General features: G+C 71.0%; 13 protein-coding genes and 1 pseudogene. 11 read left to right on the forward strand and 3 right to left on the reverse strand.

Features of this window, described 5'->3' with window-relative positions; all coding sequences use genetic code 11:
- The first annotated feature begins 208 nt into the window (after positions 1 to 208).
- Positions 209 to 868 (forward strand): hypothetical protein, encoded by a 660-nt coding sequence (locus tag ACIP82_RS28690; RefSeq protein ID WP_400657454.1) that lies wholly within the window; start codon positions 209 to 211, stop codon positions 866 to 868.
- Positions 869 to 899: 31 nt separating this feature from the next.
- Here ACIP82_RS28690 and ACIP82_RS28695 read toward each other — a convergent pair whose 3' ends face one another.
- Together ACIP82_RS28695 and ACIP82_RS28700 are read right to left on the reverse strand one after the other, a co-directional pair.
- Entirely contained in the window at positions 900 to 1130 is a 231-nt protein-coding gene (locus ACIP82_RS28695) for an SMI1/KNR4 family protein (RefSeq protein ID WP_400657456.1), read from the reverse strand.
- Between the two features lie 724 nt (positions 1131 to 1854).
- Positions 1855 to 2283, reverse strand: coding sequence for a MarR family transcriptional regulator (locus ACIP82_RS28700; RefSeq protein WP_400657631.1), 429 nt, complete (start codon positions 2281 to 2283; stop codon positions 1855 to 1857).
- Positions 2284 to 2321: 38 nt separating this feature from the next.
- Here ACIP82_RS28700 and ACIP82_RS28705 point away from each other — a divergent pair, with 38 nt between their 5' ends.
- The 6 genes from ACIP82_RS28705 to ACIP82_RS28730 all read left to right on the forward strand — a co-directional run bounded on the left by ACIP82_RS28705 (position 2322) and on the right by ACIP82_RS28730 (position 8861).
- Positions 2322 to 3146, forward strand: a complete 825-nt coding sequence (locus ACIP82_RS28705) for an SAM-dependent methyltransferase (protein ID WP_363607695.1) — start codon at positions 2322 to 2324, stop codon at positions 3144 to 3146.
- A 272-nt stretch (positions 3147 to 3418) separates the two neighbouring features.
- Positions 3419 to 3658: a hypothetical protein gene (locus tag ACIP82_RS28710; protein ID WP_400657459.1), complete on the forward strand. Its 240-nt coding sequence runs from the start codon at positions 3419 to 3421 to the stop codon at positions 3656 to 3658.
- Positions 3659 to 3990: 332 nt separating this feature from the next.
- Positions 3991 to 4974: a hypothetical protein gene (locus ACIP82_RS28715; protein ID WP_400657461.1), complete on the forward strand. Its 984-nt coding sequence runs from the start codon at positions 3991 to 3993 to the stop codon at positions 4972 to 4974.
- Positions 4971 to 6356: a cytochrome P450 gene (locus tag ACIP82_RS28720; RefSeq protein WP_400657463.1), complete on the forward strand. Its 1386-nt coding sequence runs from the start codon at positions 4971 to 4973 to the stop codon at positions 6354 to 6356. The genes ACIP82_RS28715 and ACIP82_RS28720 overlap by 4 nt, the downstream gene beginning before the upstream one ends.
- Complete coding sequence (locus tag ACIP82_RS28725) at positions 6353 to 7912, forward strand: prenyltransferase (RefSeq protein WP_400657466.1); 1560 nt, start codon at positions 6353 to 6355, stop codon at positions 7910 to 7912. Before ACIP82_RS28720 ends, ACIP82_RS28725 begins: the two co-directional genes overlap by 4 nt.
- Before the next feature lie 622 nt (positions 7913 to 8534).
- Positions 8535 to 8861: a putative quinol monooxygenase gene (locus ACIP82_RS28730; RefSeq protein WP_400657468.1), complete on the forward strand. Its 327-nt coding sequence runs from the start codon at positions 8535 to 8537 to the stop codon at positions 8859 to 8861.
- Between the two features lie 321 nt (positions 8862 to 9182).
- Here ACIP82_RS28730 and ACIP82_RS28735 read toward each other — a convergent pair.
- Positions 9183 to 9491: pseudogene (locus ACIP82_RS28735) on the reverse strand (DUF2716 domain-containing protein); the annotation flags it as partial.
- Positions 9492 to 9619: 128 nt separating this feature from the next.
- Between ACIP82_RS28735 and ACIP82_RS28740 the strand changes: the two are divergent.
- The 4 genes from ACIP82_RS28740 to ACIP82_RS28755 all read left to right on the forward strand — a co-directional run bounded on the left by ACIP82_RS28740 (position 9620) and on the right by ACIP82_RS28755 (position 17378).
- The gene (locus ACIP82_RS28740) at positions 9620 to 11104 is read left to right on the forward strand and encodes a Dyp-type peroxidase (protein ID WP_400657633.1); all 1485 of its coding nucleotides are present in this window, start codon (positions 9620 to 9622) and stop codon (positions 11102 to 11104) included.
- A 16-nt stretch (positions 11105 to 11120) separates the two neighbouring features.
- A complete protein-coding gene (locus tag ACIP82_RS28745; RefSeq protein WP_400657470.1) occupies positions 11121 to 13232 on the forward strand; it encodes an FAD-dependent oxidoreductase in 2112 nt (703 codons plus the stop codon).
- Positions 13229 to 15061: an alpha-keto acid decarboxylase family protein gene (locus ACIP82_RS28750; RefSeq protein ID WP_400657472.1), complete on the forward strand. Its 1833-nt coding sequence runs from the start codon at positions 13229 to 13231 to the stop codon at positions 15059 to 15061. Before ACIP82_RS28745 ends, ACIP82_RS28750 begins: the two co-directional genes overlap by 4 nt.
- An 889-nt stretch (positions 15062 to 15950) precedes the next feature.
- Positions 15951 to 17378: a sugar transferase gene (locus ACIP82_RS28755; protein ID WP_400657475.1), complete on the forward strand. Its 1428-nt coding sequence runs from the start codon at positions 15951 to 15953 to the stop codon at positions 17376 to 17378.
- Positions 17379 to 17449 lie beyond the last annotated feature (71 nt).

Here is a 17449-nt window from a genome sequence, read left to right on the forward strand (position 1 = left end):
CTGATCGCGGGTCTCCAGCACCAGGCGCACCGCCCGCTCCCGGACCTCACTGGGGTATGGCTTCCTCATAACGGACTCGATCCTTCCAAGAGAACAAGTCTCGGTCAAACCCGCAGCGGTTCAGTCCCGGTTGGTTGCCGACGTCCCTTGTGTGGCGGTTTGGCGGCGACCGTGCTGGTTGTCACTGGGGTCCGCTTGGATGGTCGGCATGACCGTCAACGATGTCGCCCGTTCTCTGCCCGATCCCGATGTCTTGCGGGACCACTGCCGGGCTTTGGCGATGCTGGATGCGATCCTCAGTCCCGATTGGTCCTCGCGCTACTACTCCTTCGATGCGCGGTGGTCGCCGACGGAGGAGATGGCGTCGATGTGCAACGGTTCGGGGGACGAGTACTCGATTGTCTTCGCTCCGGCCGGTGTGTACGTTCGGGGCTTTGACCACGAGTCGCCGATGAGCCCCTACGTCGAGGACGGAGTGTGGCCGGGCGTGGTGGACTCTGTTCCCGAAGAGTTCCGGTCGTGTGTGGAGGAGCCTGCGTTCAGCGACGACGGCGTTCCGACGGTGACGGCCTGCCTGTGGCGCAGGACGACTGACGAGAGTTGGCAAACGGGGGAGATTGATTTTCCGGAGGGACACGTCGACCCCGACGGGGCCGACTGGTTGTTCGACCTCCTCGTCGACCGATCTCCGGAGGCGTACGTGAGCTTCGCCGTCGACTACTACGAGGTACCAGTCGACCTGGATTCCGTCAGGCACGTCTGTGCACTGCGGCCACTCACCGATGACGTGGTCCGTGCCCTCAATACCGAGCTGACTCTCGCGGACCTTGCTGAGGACATCGCCGGGATCGGCTACCCCGCGACGTAGGGAAATTGGTGGGACGAGTGATTTTGTCGGGTCAGGCCGGCCCCGCCCCGCCCGCGCCGACCGTCAGCAGGAACGTCCGGTACTCCTGCGGCAACCGGACGCCGATCTGCGCCTCCAACTCGGCCAGCTCAGCCGGTGACAGCACAGGCTCGAGCCGGAACTGGTGGCCGATCGCCCCGAACACGGGCCGAGGCCCCGTCACCGATGCGCCGGCCAGCGTCTGCACCCGCTCCCGCACACCCACCCACAACTGATCATCCATGTGGCGGAGGGTAGCCCGCGGCTGCGACACCGCTGGTGCAGCAGACACGCCTGCTGCACCTGAGCGGGCTGGACCGGGGCGGTCATGCCGGAGGCCAGGCCGCCGCGATGCTGCCCGGCGTTGCCGTCCCCCGATCGACGCCCCGGCTGGAGCCTCGTCCCAGCCAGATCGGTGCCAGGCGGCGCGCCTGCTTCGGCTGCCAGAGGGCCTGTCCGGGCTGCCGCCGTGGGCGTTCCCGTGGGCAGACCCCGGTGCTCCCGGTGTGCTCTCGGGGGCGTTTCGGGGTGTGACCTCGTTCGGCGGTCGGAGTGAGAGTCGGCGTGTTTTCGGGGTTTCTGGCCTCCGTGCCCGGATTGGTCTAACCACTCACCAGCGGCTGACGGGTCGTTCGGGGCGCTCCGGGTGTTGCGGGTTCGGTGACGCTCGGTGTTCGTCAGCCCTGCCATCCCGGGACCCGGGGGCCGTCCGGGGGTCGCCGGGGCCGCTTCGGGGTGGTCCGGGCCGTCGGGCGTGGTCGGGGCGGCCGGGTGAATTGACGGGTTCGTGGGGAATGGTCGCCGGTGGTTTCATAAATCGGTCCGCGGCTTGCCCCCCAGGCCCGACGGGACACCGTCCCGCACTCGCCGGGACCTGACCGTGCCCAAACCCCGTCTGTGCGCCCAGGGTTACTGGCGTCCCTGACCCCCGGCCGACCGGGCCGACGGTGCGCCGGGCCCGGGGTGCGTCAGGGCAGCAGCAGGGTGGCGAGTTCGTCGAGCAGTTCCACCGCCCGGCGGGCCCGCTGATCGTCCGGCACCGCCCGGGCGATCACCGGTTCCACCGGTTCGGCGACCCAGCCGTGGACGGCCTGGCGGGCCATCGCGGAGACGGTGAGCAGGGTGCGCCGGCCGTCCGACGGGTCGGCGGCCGCGTCCAGCAGCCCGCGTTCGCGCAGCCGCGCGACCGACCCGGAGACGTGGCTCTGCGCGAAGCCCGTCCGCACCCGGATCTCCTGGACGGAGCTGGCGGGGTGGCCGAACACGTCGGCGATCACCGCGACCTCGCCGGGGGTGAGGGTCTGCGAAGCCGGGTCGGTGACCATCTCCCGGCCGAGTTCGGTCAGCCGCTTGCCGAGTCTGAGAAGCCGTACGCCGTCCACCCCGAAAGAATACATCTTCACAGATGCATCGGTGCCGATGTAAGTTCTCGGCCATGACGCCCCAGACCCCCGAGGCCCTGAGCCCGGTGTCCCGCACCGCCCTGTCCGTCGCCCTGGTGCGGGCCTACGAGAGCGCCCGGCCCGAACCGCTGTTCACCGACCCCTACGCCGCCGCCTTCGTCGCCGCCGCCGGGATGCCGCTGCCCGACGGGCCCCACGGACCTCTCGCCAGGCGCCTGGTCGCCCAGGGCATCCTGCGCACCCGCTTCTACGACGACCGCCTCCTCGCCGCCGGAACCGGCCAGGTCGTGCTGCTCGCGGCCGGCCTGGACACCCGCGCCCACCGGCTCGCGTGGCCGTCCGGCACCCGACTGTTCGAACTCGACCTCGCCCCGGTGCTGGCCTTCAAACAGCGGGTCCTGGACGGGCTCGGTGCCGCCCCCGCCTGCGAACGCGTCCCGCTGGCCGCCGACCTGGTCGACCCCGACTGGCCCGCCCTGCTCACCGCGGCCGGGTTCGACCCCGGGCGGCCCACCGCCTGGCTGGCCGAGGGCCTGCTGGTCTACCTGAGCGCCGACGAGGCGGCCGGCCTGCTCGCCGCCGTCGGCGCGCTCTCCGCCCCCGGCAGCCGCCTGCTGCTGGAACAGGGCCGCGACGTCACCGGCACCCCGCAGGACCCGGCGCTCGCCCACATCACCGCACTGTGGCGGGGCGGCCTCGGCCCCGGCACCCACGACTGGCTCGCCGCCCGCGGCTGGACCACCCACCTCACCTCCCTCGACCACCTCGCCACCACCCACGCCCGCCCCCTCCCGCCCGCCGCCGGCCCCGGCGCCCCCGGCTTCATCGAAGCCCACCGCACCGGGCCCGCCGCATGACGGCATAGCTCTGACCTGGCGTGATCCCTTGACCTGCGCTCAGATCGCCTACGGCTCCCTTCAGCGGCTCGCGGCCTTGTGGATCACGTTCGGCGGGGCAGGCGTCGACGGCCTGGGTGAACGTGCGGTTGCCGACAGGTCGACGGCTGTCGCGCGGAGTCGCCGAGGGGAGCGGGTGGTCAGAGCCCTCCGTTGTCACCCTGGGTGATTGTCGAGGGATGCGTCGTGTGTCCGGGCGGGCAGTCTCGGTGGCGGGTCAGGTGCTGTTCGGCGTGCTCGTCGTCCTGGTCCTCCGCCTCGTCGGCATCGGCGTCCTCGTCGTCGGGGTCGTCGTATTCCTCGTGGAGGAGCTGGCAGCCGTGGATGCCGGTGAGGAGGTCTTCGAGGAGGTCGCGGGCGGGGCGCCTGGGGTCGAGGGGGTGAGGCGCAGGCCGGTGTCCTCGGGGTCGGTGTCCGGGCCGGTGTGTTCGGTGAGGTCGTCGTCGAGGTCTTCGAGGTGTTCGCGCACTTGAAGGACGCAGGCTGGCGCCGCGGGTCGTCGGCAGCACCCCCACCGCGCCTGGTCCCGGGCGCGATGGCACGCCGTCGCAGGCCGTCGGCCCCGCCATGTCCGCAGGGTTGCAGCAGTCGTCCCACCGTGCGACATGCGGGAGTCAGTCCCAGGAGGTCGGCCGTCACCGGAGCCCGCACCCGACCCGAAGGCCGCGAAGGGGCGGGGAAGCGGTGGAAGCGTGGGTGTGGCGGATGGGACGGCGGGTATCAATCGCGCGTCGGACAACGCAGTTTGATGCTGTGACACAACGGCGCGGGCCAAGGGAGTGAATGTGCGCGGCGAGGACGTCGGGTGACGGCGGCGAACGCGACGGGCCGTCCGGTGAGCGCCGGTGGCACCGGTCTCGCGGGGCCCGAAGTCGCTGTCGCCGCGTTCCTGCACCGTTGGGGCATGGTGCCCGAGGGCGAGGTGAGGGACCGTCTGCTGCGCACGGGGATCGGCGGCAGTGTGGCCCGGTGCTTTCCGGCGGCCGACGCGGACGGCAAGCGGATCATCACCGAGGCCTTCACCTGGTTCACGGCCTTCGACGACCTCCACGAGCCCGGGACCGGCCCCGAGGCTGCGGACACGGCCGCCGCGATCGCCGGCCTCGTCGCCGTCCTGGACCTGGACGGCGCCGGCGAGTCGCCTGCCGGCTGCGGCACCGGGCAGGGCGCGGCGGTCGCCGCGTTCGCGGCGGTGAGCGCCGAACTGCGTCGCCGGCTCACCCCTGCGCAGTTCGGCCGGCTGGCGGACGCGGTCCGCGGCTACCTCCTCGCCGTGCTGTGGGAGCACTCGGCCCGCGACGTCCGCGCGGCCGACTACCTCGCCATGCGGCGCCACCTGAGTTTCGCCCGTCTGCTCCCGCCGCTGCTCGAATGGACGACGGGCCGCGAACTCCCGGCCGGCCTGCACGACGCCCCGGTGACCCGCCGGCTGCTGACCGAGTTCTGCGACGTCGTCCTGATCCACAACGACCTCGTCTCCTTCGCCTGGGAACAGGCGCACCGGGGACGGGCCGAGGACCTGTCCAACCTGATCACGATCACCGCACGCGACACCGGGCGCCCGAACGCGGAAGCCGCCGCGGTCGTGCGAACGATGCTCGACACGGCGCTCGACCGGTACCGCGTACGGCGCGCCGCCGTGGCGGTCGGCGCCCCACAGGCCGGCGCCTACCTGGGCGCGCTGGACGACTTCCTCGCCGGGCTGCTCTCCAACGGTCTGCCGGGCCGCTACGGAACCGGGCCGGCGCCGCGCGCACCACTCTCCGACGACGACGGGCGGCACGCATGAGCGGGGGCCCGGTACTGCCCCAAGTGCCCGGCGCGCTACCGCTCCTGGGACACACCGTCGCCCTCCTGCGCGCGCCGCTGGCGTTCCTGGAGCGGCTTCCGGCGTACGGCGAAGTGGTGGAGGTCCGCCTCGCCGGCCGCAGGATCGTCGTGGTGTGCGACCCGGAGCTGACCCGGACGATGCTGGTCCACGACCGGGTCTTCGACAAGGGCGGCCCGCTCTACCAGCGGCTGCGCGAGGCGGGCGGGCACGGTGTCGCCAGCTGCCCCGCGAGCGACCACCGCCGCCAGCGCCGCCTCGTCCAACCGGCGTTCCACCAGCCCCGACTGCCCGGCTACGCCCAGGTCATGACCGACCGCGTGGAGAAGGCTCTCGGCAGCTGGCGCAGCGGGCAGCGGATCGACCTCACCCAGGAGGCCCGGAAGATCACCGCCGGCGTGGTCATCGCCGCCTTCTTCGGCACCGGCCTGGACGAGGCCGCCCACGCCCGCCTGGCCGCCGACTTCACCGTCATGATGGCGGGCTTCTCCCGGCGCATCCTCATGCCCGAGGCGCTGTGCGCACTCCCCATCCCCGGAAACCTGCGCCACCGGAGAGCCACCGAACGCATCCGCCAGGAGCTGGGCCGGCTGATCGCCGACCAACGCAGCGCCGACACGGCCGCGGACGCCGCCCCGAACCTGCTGTCCCTGCTGCTGGCGGCCCGCGACCCCGACAGCGACGCCGACGCCTTCACCGACCACGAACTCGTCGACCAGGCCATCACCATGTACACCGCGGGCACCGAGACCACCGCGGGCGCGGTCTGCTGGGCGCTCCACCTCGCCGCCACCCACCCCGACGCCCAGGAGAAGCTGCGCACCGAGGCGCGCACCGTCCTCGGCGGACGCGCCGCGACCTGGGAGGACCTGCCCCGACTCGGCTACACCCGGCAGGTCCTCACCGAAGCGATCCGGATGTACCCGCCGGGCTGGTTCCTCACCCGGGAGACCACCGGCGCCACCGAACTCGGCGGACACCACCTGCCGGCCGGCACGACCGTCGCCTACAGCCCCTACCTGATCGGGCGCCTGCCCGCGCTCTACGAGGACCCCGGCCGCTTCGACCCCGGCCGCTGGCAGGCAGGAGAACGGACTCCGCAGGCCCCGGCCACCGTCTTCGGCGGCGGCGCCCGCTCCTGCGTCGGCGACCGGTTCGCCATGGTCGAGGGCGTCCTGCTGCTCGCCTCCATGGTCGGCCGCTGGCACCTCGAACTCACCCCCGACAGCCTCGCACTGCCCCGGCTCCCGCAACTCACCCTCAACCCCGGCCGCATGAGGGCCACCGTCACCGTACCCAGCGGGATCGACACCCCGCCGCAGCGGCAGTGCCCGGCGTCATGAACCACACCGTCGCCAGGCCCGCCCTGCCCGGCCCCGGCGCGCCGCCCGGCCCCGGCGGACCCGCGCAGCGCGCCGAGCGGGCGCGGCACCTCCTCGAACAGGTCGACGCCGACCCGTGGGGGCAGTTCACCCCGTCCGTCTACGAGACCGCACGCGTCCACGCCCACCTGCCCCGCCTGCCCGGCGCCGCGAAGAGAGTCGGATGGCTCCTCGACCAGCAGAGGGCCGACGGCCGGTGGGGCACCGGCTCCACCGGACACCAGGTGCTTCCGACCCTCAGCGCCACCGCCGCGCTGCTGTCCCACCTGCACGACGAGCCGCCACAAGGCCGGATCCCGGCAGCCGTCACCCGTGCCCTGGCCGCCCTGCGGCACATACCCGGCCACGGCGCACCACCGGACACCGCAGCCGTCGAACTTCTCGTCCCCGCCCTGTTGGCCGAGGTCAACCGGCTCCTCGACGCCCCGGCCAGCGGCCGGTACCCCGCATTGCACCACTCACCCCGCCTCGGCCCGCTCTGCGGCCAACCCGCCGACCTTCCCACCGCGCTCACGCACCGGCTCCACCGGCTGCCGCAGCTGCCCGTCAAATGGCACCACTGCTACGAGGCACTGGCCGCCCGGATCCCCGACCGCCTCGTCCCGCCGCCTCCCACCGGGCTGCTCGGCGCCTCGCCCGCCGCCACCGCCGCCTGGCTCGCCACCACACCCGCCTCCCCCTCCCACCGCCCGGCCGCAGCCGCCCTCGAAGCCACCGCGCACCGCTACCGCGGCCTGCTGCCCGAAACGGCCCCACTGGCGGCGTTCGAACGCCTCTGGGTCCTCTCCGCGTTCGCCAAGACCGGACTGCTGACCGGAGCCGAACACCTGGCCCGACGATGGCTCGAACCCCTCACCGAGCACGGCAGCGTGCGCGGCGCACCCGGACTCGCGCCGGACGCCGACGACACCGCCATGGCGCTCTTCGTCGCCGCCGAACTCGGCCTGCCGCACGACCACGACGCGCTCGCCCCGTTCCGGACCGGCGACCACTTCGCCTGCTACCTCGGCGAGGACACCGGCTCCCTTTCCGCCAACGCCCACGCCCTGCTCGCGCTCGGCGCCTGCCTGCCCCACCACCCGGCCCACCGCGAGGCAGTCGCCGCACTGCGCACCTGGCTCACCTCCCAGCAGACCCCCGCCGGCCACTGGACCGACAAGTGGCACGCCTCACCCCTGTACGCGACCAGCCGCGCCGCCACCGCACTGGCCCGCCACGGCGGCTCCACCGCCCGCCCCGCACTGCGCCGCGCCGCCGAATGGGCGATGCGGACCCAGCACCCCGACGGCTCCTGGGGCATCTGGGGCCCCAGCGCCGAGGAAACCGCCTACGGCAGCCAGATCCTGCTCGCCGCCCCGACCACCCCCACCGAGCCCCTCACCCGCGCCCGCACCTACCTCGCCGACCACCTGACCGACGCCCCCGCGAACCCGCCCCTGTGGCAGGACAAGACCCTCTACACCCCCACAGCCGTCGTCGAGGCCGAGCTCCTCGCCACCCTCCACACACTCCCCTGAACAACCCCGGCCACCAGTTGGGCCGGATGGACACCCCGAACCCCACCGAGAGGAGCACCACGCCACCCGTCGCCACGCCGGGTACGGCGCGGGCACAGCGGCGATCCGACGTAGCCTGCGCCGACCTGACCCATCGTCAACCACCCCTCCGTCATCCCGTCGAGGACCGTGCTGATCGACATCGGGCGGTGATGGCGGCGGTCTCCCGGGATCGCAACCGGGGGACTTTCCCGGCGGCTGGCGGCTGGCGGCTGGCGGCTGGCGGCCGGTGGCCTGTTGGCGGGCCGGCCGCGCCGGTGGACGGCGTCGCGGTGGCGCCGCTCGGTCGCCTCCAGTTCGGCGCGGGCCTCGGTGACCTGCCGGTGCCGAGGTTCGCCGCCTCGTCGGGCGTGGCGGCAGAGCGCGCGGGGCGGTGCGCGAGGCACGTCAGAACCACGCGGTGGTGATCGTGTACGAGTCCGGTCCGGTGGTGTCGGGGTCCACCGGCTGACCGGCCTGGGTCGCGTGTCGCCTCCTGTGTCGCAGACCACCCGTCTGACCTGCGACGATTGCCACCGTGCTCGCTGAGTAGCCTGCCCTTACCCGCACTGCCACGTGTGAACGTGGAGCGAAAGGAAGTCCCATGATCTTCATCACGGTCAAGTTCGCGGTCCGCCCCGAGCGCGCCGACGACTGGCTCAGCCTGGTCGACGACTTCACCCAGGCCACCCGCAACGAGCCCGGCAACCTCTTCTTCGAGTGGTCCCGCAGCGTCGACAACCCCAACGAGTTCGTCCTGGTCGAGGCGTTCCGCGACGGCGACGCGGGCAAGGAGCACGTGGAGTCCGCGCACTTCACCAAGGCCATGGACGACCTGTCGTACGCGGTGGCCACCAAGCCGCAGATCGTCTCGATCGAGATCCCCGGCATGGACGGCTGGGGGGAGATGGGCGAGATCACCCCCCGGTGACCTCCGAGGGCTGCTGTGCCCGAGGAGCGCAGGAGCCGGGGAGAGGAAGGGGCCGTGTCGGTTGACCACGGGGAACGGCCGGTCGATCCGAGGATCGACCGGCCGTTCGGTGTCCGTGGACGCGGCTGAACGCCGATGGGGACAGCAGGCCTCACCTGCGGGGTGGTGCGGGAGACGCTGGAAACGTTCCGCTCGATCAGGTCCAGCAGGCGTCGGACGGCCTCGTCCGCGTCGGGCCGGTGGACGGCGACGATGCGGCTGTACAGGCAGGGGGAGGAGCCCAGTGGGCTTCACCCCGGGACTATCGGTCTTCGGGAGATCCGGACGGAGCCCGTAACAGGTGTGCTGCCAGTCCAGTATCCGGAGCGACTCCCCTGGCTTGCTGCAGCCGGCGAGGCCGTCCCGCACGACGTCGACCAGACGGTCGAGCTTTCGGTAGCCGGGGTCGTCGTTCAGCTCGTCGAGACTCCACGTGATCGAAGGCGAGGGCTCCGTGTGCCCGGGAACTCGTAAATGCTGGGCCGGAAGTCGAACTTGGCATCGAAGCGGTCCCAGGTCCCGGCGTATTCGGGGTCGTACAGCCGGGCGGCGCCGGGTGACCCCGCCGAGGGGCTGACCTCCGTTTGACAGGTCCCGTCGGCGACAGCGAACCTACTCTAGGTATCCGATTCGTCACTTCTTGTGATCGATGGCGCCGCGCCGTCCGTGTGCGAATCCGCTGCCGCCCGCCACCTCACGCGAGGAGCCCCACCGTGACCATGACTCCCATCCGTCCCACGGCCGTCCCATCCGTCGAGCAGCTGCCCCAGCCGGAGCTGCGTGGGTCCACCGACATCCAGGGCAACATCCTGGCCGCGTTCAACAAGGACTTCACGGACTTCCGTTACCTGCACTTCCCTGACGCCGCCAGGGGCCGCGGCTGGCTCTCCGCGATCCTCAACACCGTCGCGACGACCAATGAGACGGAGGACTTCAACGAGCAGTTCTCGCTGGCCCGCCGGGCCTTCGGCCGCGACCCCGCGATCACGGCCGTCCGCTGCGGGGTCTCCCTCACCTTCGAGGGCCTCGTGACGGTCGCCAACAAGCCCGACCAGATCAAGAAGGACCTCAGCGCCTTCGCGTCGTTCTGCGCGGGCGCGGCCGCGCGGGCCCAGGATCTCGGGGACACCGGCGAGAGCGACCCCAAGACCTGGCTGTTCGGGGCCGGGACCGGCGACAAGGTCGTGCACGCGGTCCTCGTCGTCGCCGCGGACACCGAGGAACTGCTGAGGGAGAAGCTGAAGAACCTCGACACGGTCGAGCAGACCCACCAGATCACGCGCGTCCATGTCGACGAGGGCCGCACCCTGACGGGCGACCTGAAGGGCCACGAGCACTTCGGCTACAAGGACGGCATCTCCCAGCCCGGCGTCAAGGACTTCCACCGCGAGGACGCGGGCCGCAAGGGCTTCCGCGACAACCACGCCGGGACCGAGCTGATCGAACCCGGCGAGTTCGTCTTCGGCTACAAGAGCGAACAGGGCGACCGGAAGGCGCCGGCGTGGATGAAGAACGGCTCCCTCCAGGTGGTGCGCCGCCTTCGCCAGGACGTCGCCGGCTGGAACAAGGCCGTGGTGGACGGCGTCAAGGACTTCACCGGGAACATGGACGCCAACCGGCTCGGTGCCTGTCTGGTCGGCCGGGCCAAGGACGGCACACCGCTCGCCCCGCCGTGCAGCGCCGTGACCGGCCTCGGCTCGGACCGCAACGACTTCGACTACGTGAACGACGCCATCGGCCAGCACACCCCCTGGGCCGCGCACATCCGCCGCACCCATCCGCGCGCCTTCGCCGGCATCGTCGACAACAAGCCGAAGAGCCACCGTCTGATGCGCCGCGGCATCCCGTACGGCCCTGAGTTCAAGGGCGGCCCGGACGACGGCAAGGACCGCGGGCTGATGTTCGTCTGTTACGGCAGCTCGCTGGAGGAGCAGTTCGAACTGGTCCAGCAGCACTGGTCCAACTCCGACACGTTCCCCCCTGGGGAGAGCCGGCCTGACCAGGTGGTCGCCAACGGCTTCGACAAGGTCATCGGTCTCGCCGGCCAGGCCTCGATCGAGCTCGCGGACGGTACCTCCGGCACGGTCGACATGAAGCGCTTCGTCCGTACCACGGGCGCGCTCTACGCCTTCACCCCCTCGATCAGCACGCTGCGGCTGCTCGCCGAGGGCAAGGACCTCCCCAACAAGTCGATCGGCTCCTGAGCGGCGAGGAGAAGCCATGAGCGAGAACCCCACCGTCGAGGGCACGGCCAACGACCGCGCCCGCCGGCGAACCTGCCAGGAGCTGGCCCGCGAGCTGCTGCTGGTCGGTCCGGACGACAAGGACCTGAAACTGCGCTACCTCGACGTCCTGATCAAGGAGGGCGTCCCGAAGACCGACCAGCCCAAGGACGTGCTGATCGTCGGCGCCGGGATCGCCGGTCTGGTCGCCGGGAAGCTGCTCAAGGACGCCGGGCACAACGTCACCATCCTGGAGGCCAACGCCAGCCGGGTCGGCGGGCGGATCAAGACCTTCCGCTCCACCGGCGACGAGCAGGACGGCCCGTTCTACGACCCGGAGCAGTACGGGGAGGCCGGGGCGATGCGGCTGCCCAGCTTCCACCCGCTCACCCTGGCCCTGGTCGACAGCCTCGGCCTGCGCAGGCAGCTGTTCTACAACGTCGACGTCGACCCCGACACCGGCAACCAGAACGCGCCCGTCCCGCCGGTGGTCTACGAGTCCTTCGAGGACGACAAGGTCTGGAAGTACGGCGAGGACAGCCCGGACTTCCGCGAGCCGGTCAAGCGCTTCAACAGCTGGATCCGCACCAACCGGATCCAGGCCCGCCGCAGCGAGTACGCCGCCGACCCGAGCGGCATCAACGAGGGCTTCCACCTCACCGGCGACGAGGCGCGGATCACCGCGGCCGAGATGGTCAACCAGGCACTGGAGCCGGTCCGCGACTACTACTCGTACATTGAGAACGGCAAGCGGGTGCGCAAGCCGTTCGCCGAGTGGCTGGACGGCTGGGCCCGGGTGATCCGCGACTTCGACGGCTACTCGATGGGCCGCTTCCTGCGCGAGTACGCGGGCTTCAGCGACGAGGCCATCGAGGCGATCGGCACGATCGAGAACATGACCTCGCGGCTGCACCTGTCCTTCTTCCACACCTTCCTGGGCCGCAGCGACATCAACCCGGACGCCACCTACTGGGAGATCGTCGGCGGCAGCTGGCAACTGCCCTACGCCCTCGCCGAGGACCTCCGGGACGAGCTCGAAATGGGCGAGCGGATGATCCGAATGGAGTACTGGGACCCGCGCCGCGACGGCGGGGCCGGCCAGGACGTCGGACCGAACGGGCCGCAGGTCGCCGTCCACACCGTGCCCGAGGGCAACCCGGAGGCCGAACCCACGGTCTGGAAGGGCGACTTCGCGATCGTCACCGTCCCGTTCTCCGCGCTGCGGTTCGTTCAGGTCGCACCCCCGTTCTCGTACAAGAAGCGCAGGGCGATCATCGAGACGCACTACGACCAGGCCACCAAGGTGCTGCTGGAATTCTCCCGCCGGTGGTGGGAGTTCACCGAGGCGGACTGGAAGGCCGAGCTCGACTCCATTGAGCCGGGCCTGTACGAGTACTACCAGCGGGCCGGCGAGGAGGACGCCGAGGCGGCCGTCGCGGCCGCGCACAACGGGCACCGGCCCCCGCCCAACCTGCCGAAGGTGCTGCTCGGCGCCCACCGGAGCGTGGACTCCAACCGGATCGGCCAGGACCAGTTGGAGGCCTACCGGCACACCCCGCTGCACCGGGCGAGCGTGCGCCCCGCCACCAACTGCATTGGTGGCGGCTCGACCACCGACAACCCGAACCGCTTCATGTACTACCCCTCGCACCCGGTGCCCGACAGCGACGGCGGCGGCGTGGTGCTGGCCAGCTACAGCTGGTCGGACGACGCGGTGCGCTGGGACTCGATGGAGGACTACGAGCGGTACGTCTACGCGCTGCGCAACCTCCAGTCGGTGCACGGCCGGCGGATCGAGGTGTTCTACACCGGCTACGGGAAGACCCAGAGCTGGCTGCGCGACCCGTACGCCTTCGGCGAGGCAGCCGTCTACACCCCGCACCAGATGACCAGCTTCCACCTCGACGTGGTCAAGCCGGAGGGCCCGGTGCACTTCGCCGGCGAGCACGTCTCGCTCAAGCACGCCTGGATCGAGGGCGCGGTGGAAACCGCCGTCCGGGCGGCCATCGCCGTGCACGAGGCGCCACCGCCGCCACCCCCGGCGGAACCGGAGATCCGGCCCGAGGCGCAGGTCCGCCGGGAACGCCGAGAGGAGATGCTGAGCAGATGAGCGGCGATGACGATTGGACAGTGGGCCGTTACCTGGCCACCAGGTTGGAGCAGTTGGGCATCCGGTACCTGTTCGGGGTGCCGGGCGACTTCCTCGGCCCGTTCCTGACGATCATGCACGCCACCACCGGGGTGCGCTGGATCGGAACCCCGACCGAGATGGGTGGCGGCTACGCCGCGGACGCCTACGCCCGGGTGCGGGCCGCCGACGCCGACCTGGACAAGGGCGAGCAGGGCATCGGCGCCGTCGCGGTGACCTACGGGGTGGGCGCGTTCAGCCTGCTCAACACGATCGGCGGCGCGTACGTCGAGGACGTGCCGCTGATCGCGATCAACGCGGCGCCCTCGTACGAACAGTGGCTCAACTACCAGGCGGTCGGCCTGCTCACCTCGCACATGAGCTGGCGCCGGGAGAGCAACCTGGACATCTACCGGCAGGTCACGGTGGACGCGCAGGTGCTCTCCAACCCGGGGCTCGCGCCCTGGCAGATCGACAGCGCGATCACCGCGTGCCTGACCGGGCGCAAGCCGGTCTACCTGGAGGTGATGGAGGACCTCTGGCACGCGCCGTGCGATCCTCCGCAGGGTGAACTCCGGGCTCGTGAGCGGACGTTCACCAAGCGGAACGAGGAGATGCTGGCCAAGGCGGTCACGGCGGCGGTGGAGCTGATCAGTGAGTTCGGCACGCCGATCGTCTGGGCCGGCGAGGAACTGGTCCGCCAGCGGCTGGAAGGCGAACTGCTGGAGTTCGTCCAGAGCACCCGGATGCAGTTCTGCACCACGGTCGGCGCGAAGTCCGTGGTCTCCGAACGGCATCCGCAGTTCGCCGGCGTCTACAACGGCAAGGCGAGCCTGCCGGAGATCCGGAAGACCTTCAAGAACGCCGGGTGCCGGATCGGCCTGGGGACCTGGTCCACGTCCAAGAACCTCGGCGGCGAGCAGTCGATCGGCGATGACTGGATCGTGGCGGCCCGCGACGGCGTCAGCGTCGGCGCCAGGTACTTCCCCGAGGTCCAACTGGGGCGGTTCGTACCGGCGTTGCGCAACGCACTGGCGGGACAGACGTTCGCGGCCGACCACTTCGCGCTGGCGCACGCGGCGGGCCTGGACGTCCCGGCCAGCACGTCCGATTTCCTGGACTCGCTGAGCTCCGCCCGGTATCCGGCGGAGCTGACGTACGACAGCTTCTTCCAGCACGTCAACTTCTTCCTGGAGCACCAGGCCACCGGCGGGGACCCGCAGGCCCCCTCGCCGTTCACGGTGGTCTCGGACGCGGCGTTCGCGCTGCTCGGGTCCATGAACCTGCGGATCACCGAACGGGCCGGCTTCCTGGCGCAGAACAGCTGGCTGTCCATCGGCTACTCGGTCGGCGCGGCCACCGGCGTGGCGCTGGGCCGACAGCAACCGATGAAGCGGCCGCTGGTGTTCGTCGGGGACGGCTCGTTCCAGGAGATCTGCCAGGAGCTGTCCACCCAGGTGCGCCACCACCTGCGGCCGGTGGTCTTCGTACTGGACAACGAGGGCTTCTACGGCATCGAGCAGATGCTGGTCAGCCCCTGCTACTACAAGGAGAAGCCGTCCGACGGGGCCGACTTCTACAACGTGCTGCACCCGTGGCGGTACGAGAAGCTGGCCGAGGTCTTCGGTACGGAAAAGGACCGGATGCACGGGTACGAGGTCACCACCCACACCGAGCTCGATTCACTGCTGCTCGACATTGCCGATCCGGGCAACGACATCAACCACGCCCCGATCCTGGCCCGGGTCCGGCTCAGCCGGCACGACTACCCGCGGGCACTCCAGTACAAGATCGACGAGAAGTGCAAGTAACCGCCGTACGGCGCACCCGCCCCGGTCCGAGACCGGGGCCGGTGCGCGCCGCACCGCCCCCCTACCTGCTCAAGACCCGGTGAACGCCGGCACGGCTGTGCTGCCAGTCTGGATCCGACCCTTTGAAGACGATCTCCAGTGTCTTGCGGATCTCGCCGGGGCCCGCGCCGCCAGGCGCGCATCCTCGCCGCGCGGCGCCGGCGGACAGGTGGCTTCGCCCGTGCCCTGAGCGCGGCCCGGGCGGCAGTGGCGGGACGCCTCGGGATTGCCGGTGCCGGCAGCCCGGAGAGCTCCCGTCATCACAGGTCACAACGCGGGTCTTCGTCTTCAGGGCACCCGTCGGCAGTCATCGTTCGGTAGATCCACTTCAAATCTCGAGCACGCGTTTCACATATCCCCCTCTTTGGGCGGCCTCGATGCTCTAGATTGATTTTCGCCTCGCATGGTCGGACGCGAGGCGACAAATAATGATCTACAGGTCCGGTGCTGCGGACGGCCGGTAGTCGCGTCCCCGGCGGCAGACGTGGGGTGATCAATTCTTGGCGCCCGAGAGGGGGCTTTGAGTGTGGAGAGCGACCGTCGACGGTTTCCCGCGCATCTCGGGACTCTGGCAGGACATTCGGGTCTGCCGGCGCCTGGGCGGGATGTTCGAGTAGCGCTGCAATAGCCGGTTTGCCGTCCGCGGGGGGTGGGGCCTCCCGGGGGTAGGAACAGCGCGGCACGGGAGGCGGGGCCTCCCAAGGGGAGGAACAGTGCGGGAGGCGCGGGCCTCCCGGGGGGAGGAACCGTGTGGAGCGAACACGTCGAACCCACTGGTGACCTGGAGCGGGCTGTGGAGCAGGGGGAAGAGGAATTAGTCAGCCCGTTTCTATCGGCGCGGGGGCGCCCGATGAACGGGATAATCAGCCGGCCCGAGATCGACTGGGAGCAGCAGTACCGCCGTACTGTGATCATCAGCGATACCGTGGCCACCGCCTTCGTGGTAGCGGCGATAGGCGGCTTCTTCGGGGTTCGGGACGCGGCCAACTGGCACGAGAAGTGGGGAATTCTCGCCTTCGGCACCGAGCTGCTGGTGCTGGGAGCGCTCGCGATGACCCGGTCGTGGGCTCCGGCCGTGCTCGGCCAGGGCGCCGAGGAATTCCGCCGGCTCGGACGCTCACTGTTCACGGCGGCCGTCGTACTGGCGCTCGGCGGGATCGCCCTCACCTCGCGCAACATCAAGCTCTGGATCTTCGTCGCGATCCCGGCGATCACGCTCATCACCATGACCGAGCGGTATCTGCTGCGCCTCTGGCTGCATAAACGGCGGAAGGAAGGACGGTGCCTGCGCCCGGTGCTCGCTGCCGGGAGCCCGGCCACCGTGCGCGACCTGATCACCCGGACCCGCAAGTTCCCGCACCTCGGCTGGCGGGTGGAGGCGGTGTGCACGCCGTACGCTCTCGGGGACAACGGTGGCCGACTGGACGGAGTGCCGGTCGTCGGCCGACTGACGGACGTCGCCAACCACGTCCGCCGCGACGGCTACCGTGTCGTTGCGATCACACCGGACCCGCACTGGTCACCGGACCGGCTGCAGCGGCTGGCCTGGAACCTCGAAAACGGCGATGCCGAGATGGTCGTGGCCCCCGTGCTGATGGAGGTGGCCGGCCCGAGGCTGCACGTCGACGCGGTGCTCGGGATCCCGATGCTGCGGGTCAGCATGCCGACCTTCACCGGGGGCCGCCGGGTGGTCAAGGAGGTCGTCGACCGGCTGGGCGCCGCGGCCCTGCTGATCCTGTTCGCGCCGCTGATGGTGCTCGTCGGGCTGCTCGTACTGGTGGACAGCCGGGGTGGGGCGTTCTTCCGACAGCACAGGGTCGGCAAGGACGGCCGCGAGTTCACCCTGGTCAAGTTTCGCACCATGGTCGCCGGGGCCGACCGGGCACGTGCCGGGCTGGCCGACCGCAACGAGGGCGCCGGCCTGCTGTTCAAGCTCCGCCGGGATCCGCGGGTGACCCGGGTGGGAGGAGTGCTGCGCCGGTACTCGATCGACGAGCTCCCGCAGCTTCTCAACGTGGTCACCGGCTCGATGTCGCTCGTCGGTCCGCGGCCTCCGCTACCGGAGGAGTCCGCCGCGTACGGCCCGGACATCCGGCGGCGGCTGCTCGTCAAGCCCGGGCTCACCGGCCTGTGGCAGATCAGCGGGCGCAGCGACCTGCCGTGGGAGGAGGCGGTCCGGCTGGACCTGCGGTACGTGGAGGACTGGTCGCTCGCCCTTGACGCGGTGATTCTGTGGAAGACGCTGCGTGCGGTGCTTCAGGGGCAGGGGGCCTACTGATGCGCGGGGGGCGTCGTCCGATCGGCGCGCGGATGGCCGGCCAGAAGGGCCTGCCCGAGGGGAGGAACGGG

The organism is Kitasatospora sp. NPDC088548 (assembly GCF_044753005.1).
Classification (GTDB): domain Bacteria; phylum Actinomycetota; class Actinomycetes; order Streptomycetales; family Streptomycetaceae; genus Kitasatospora.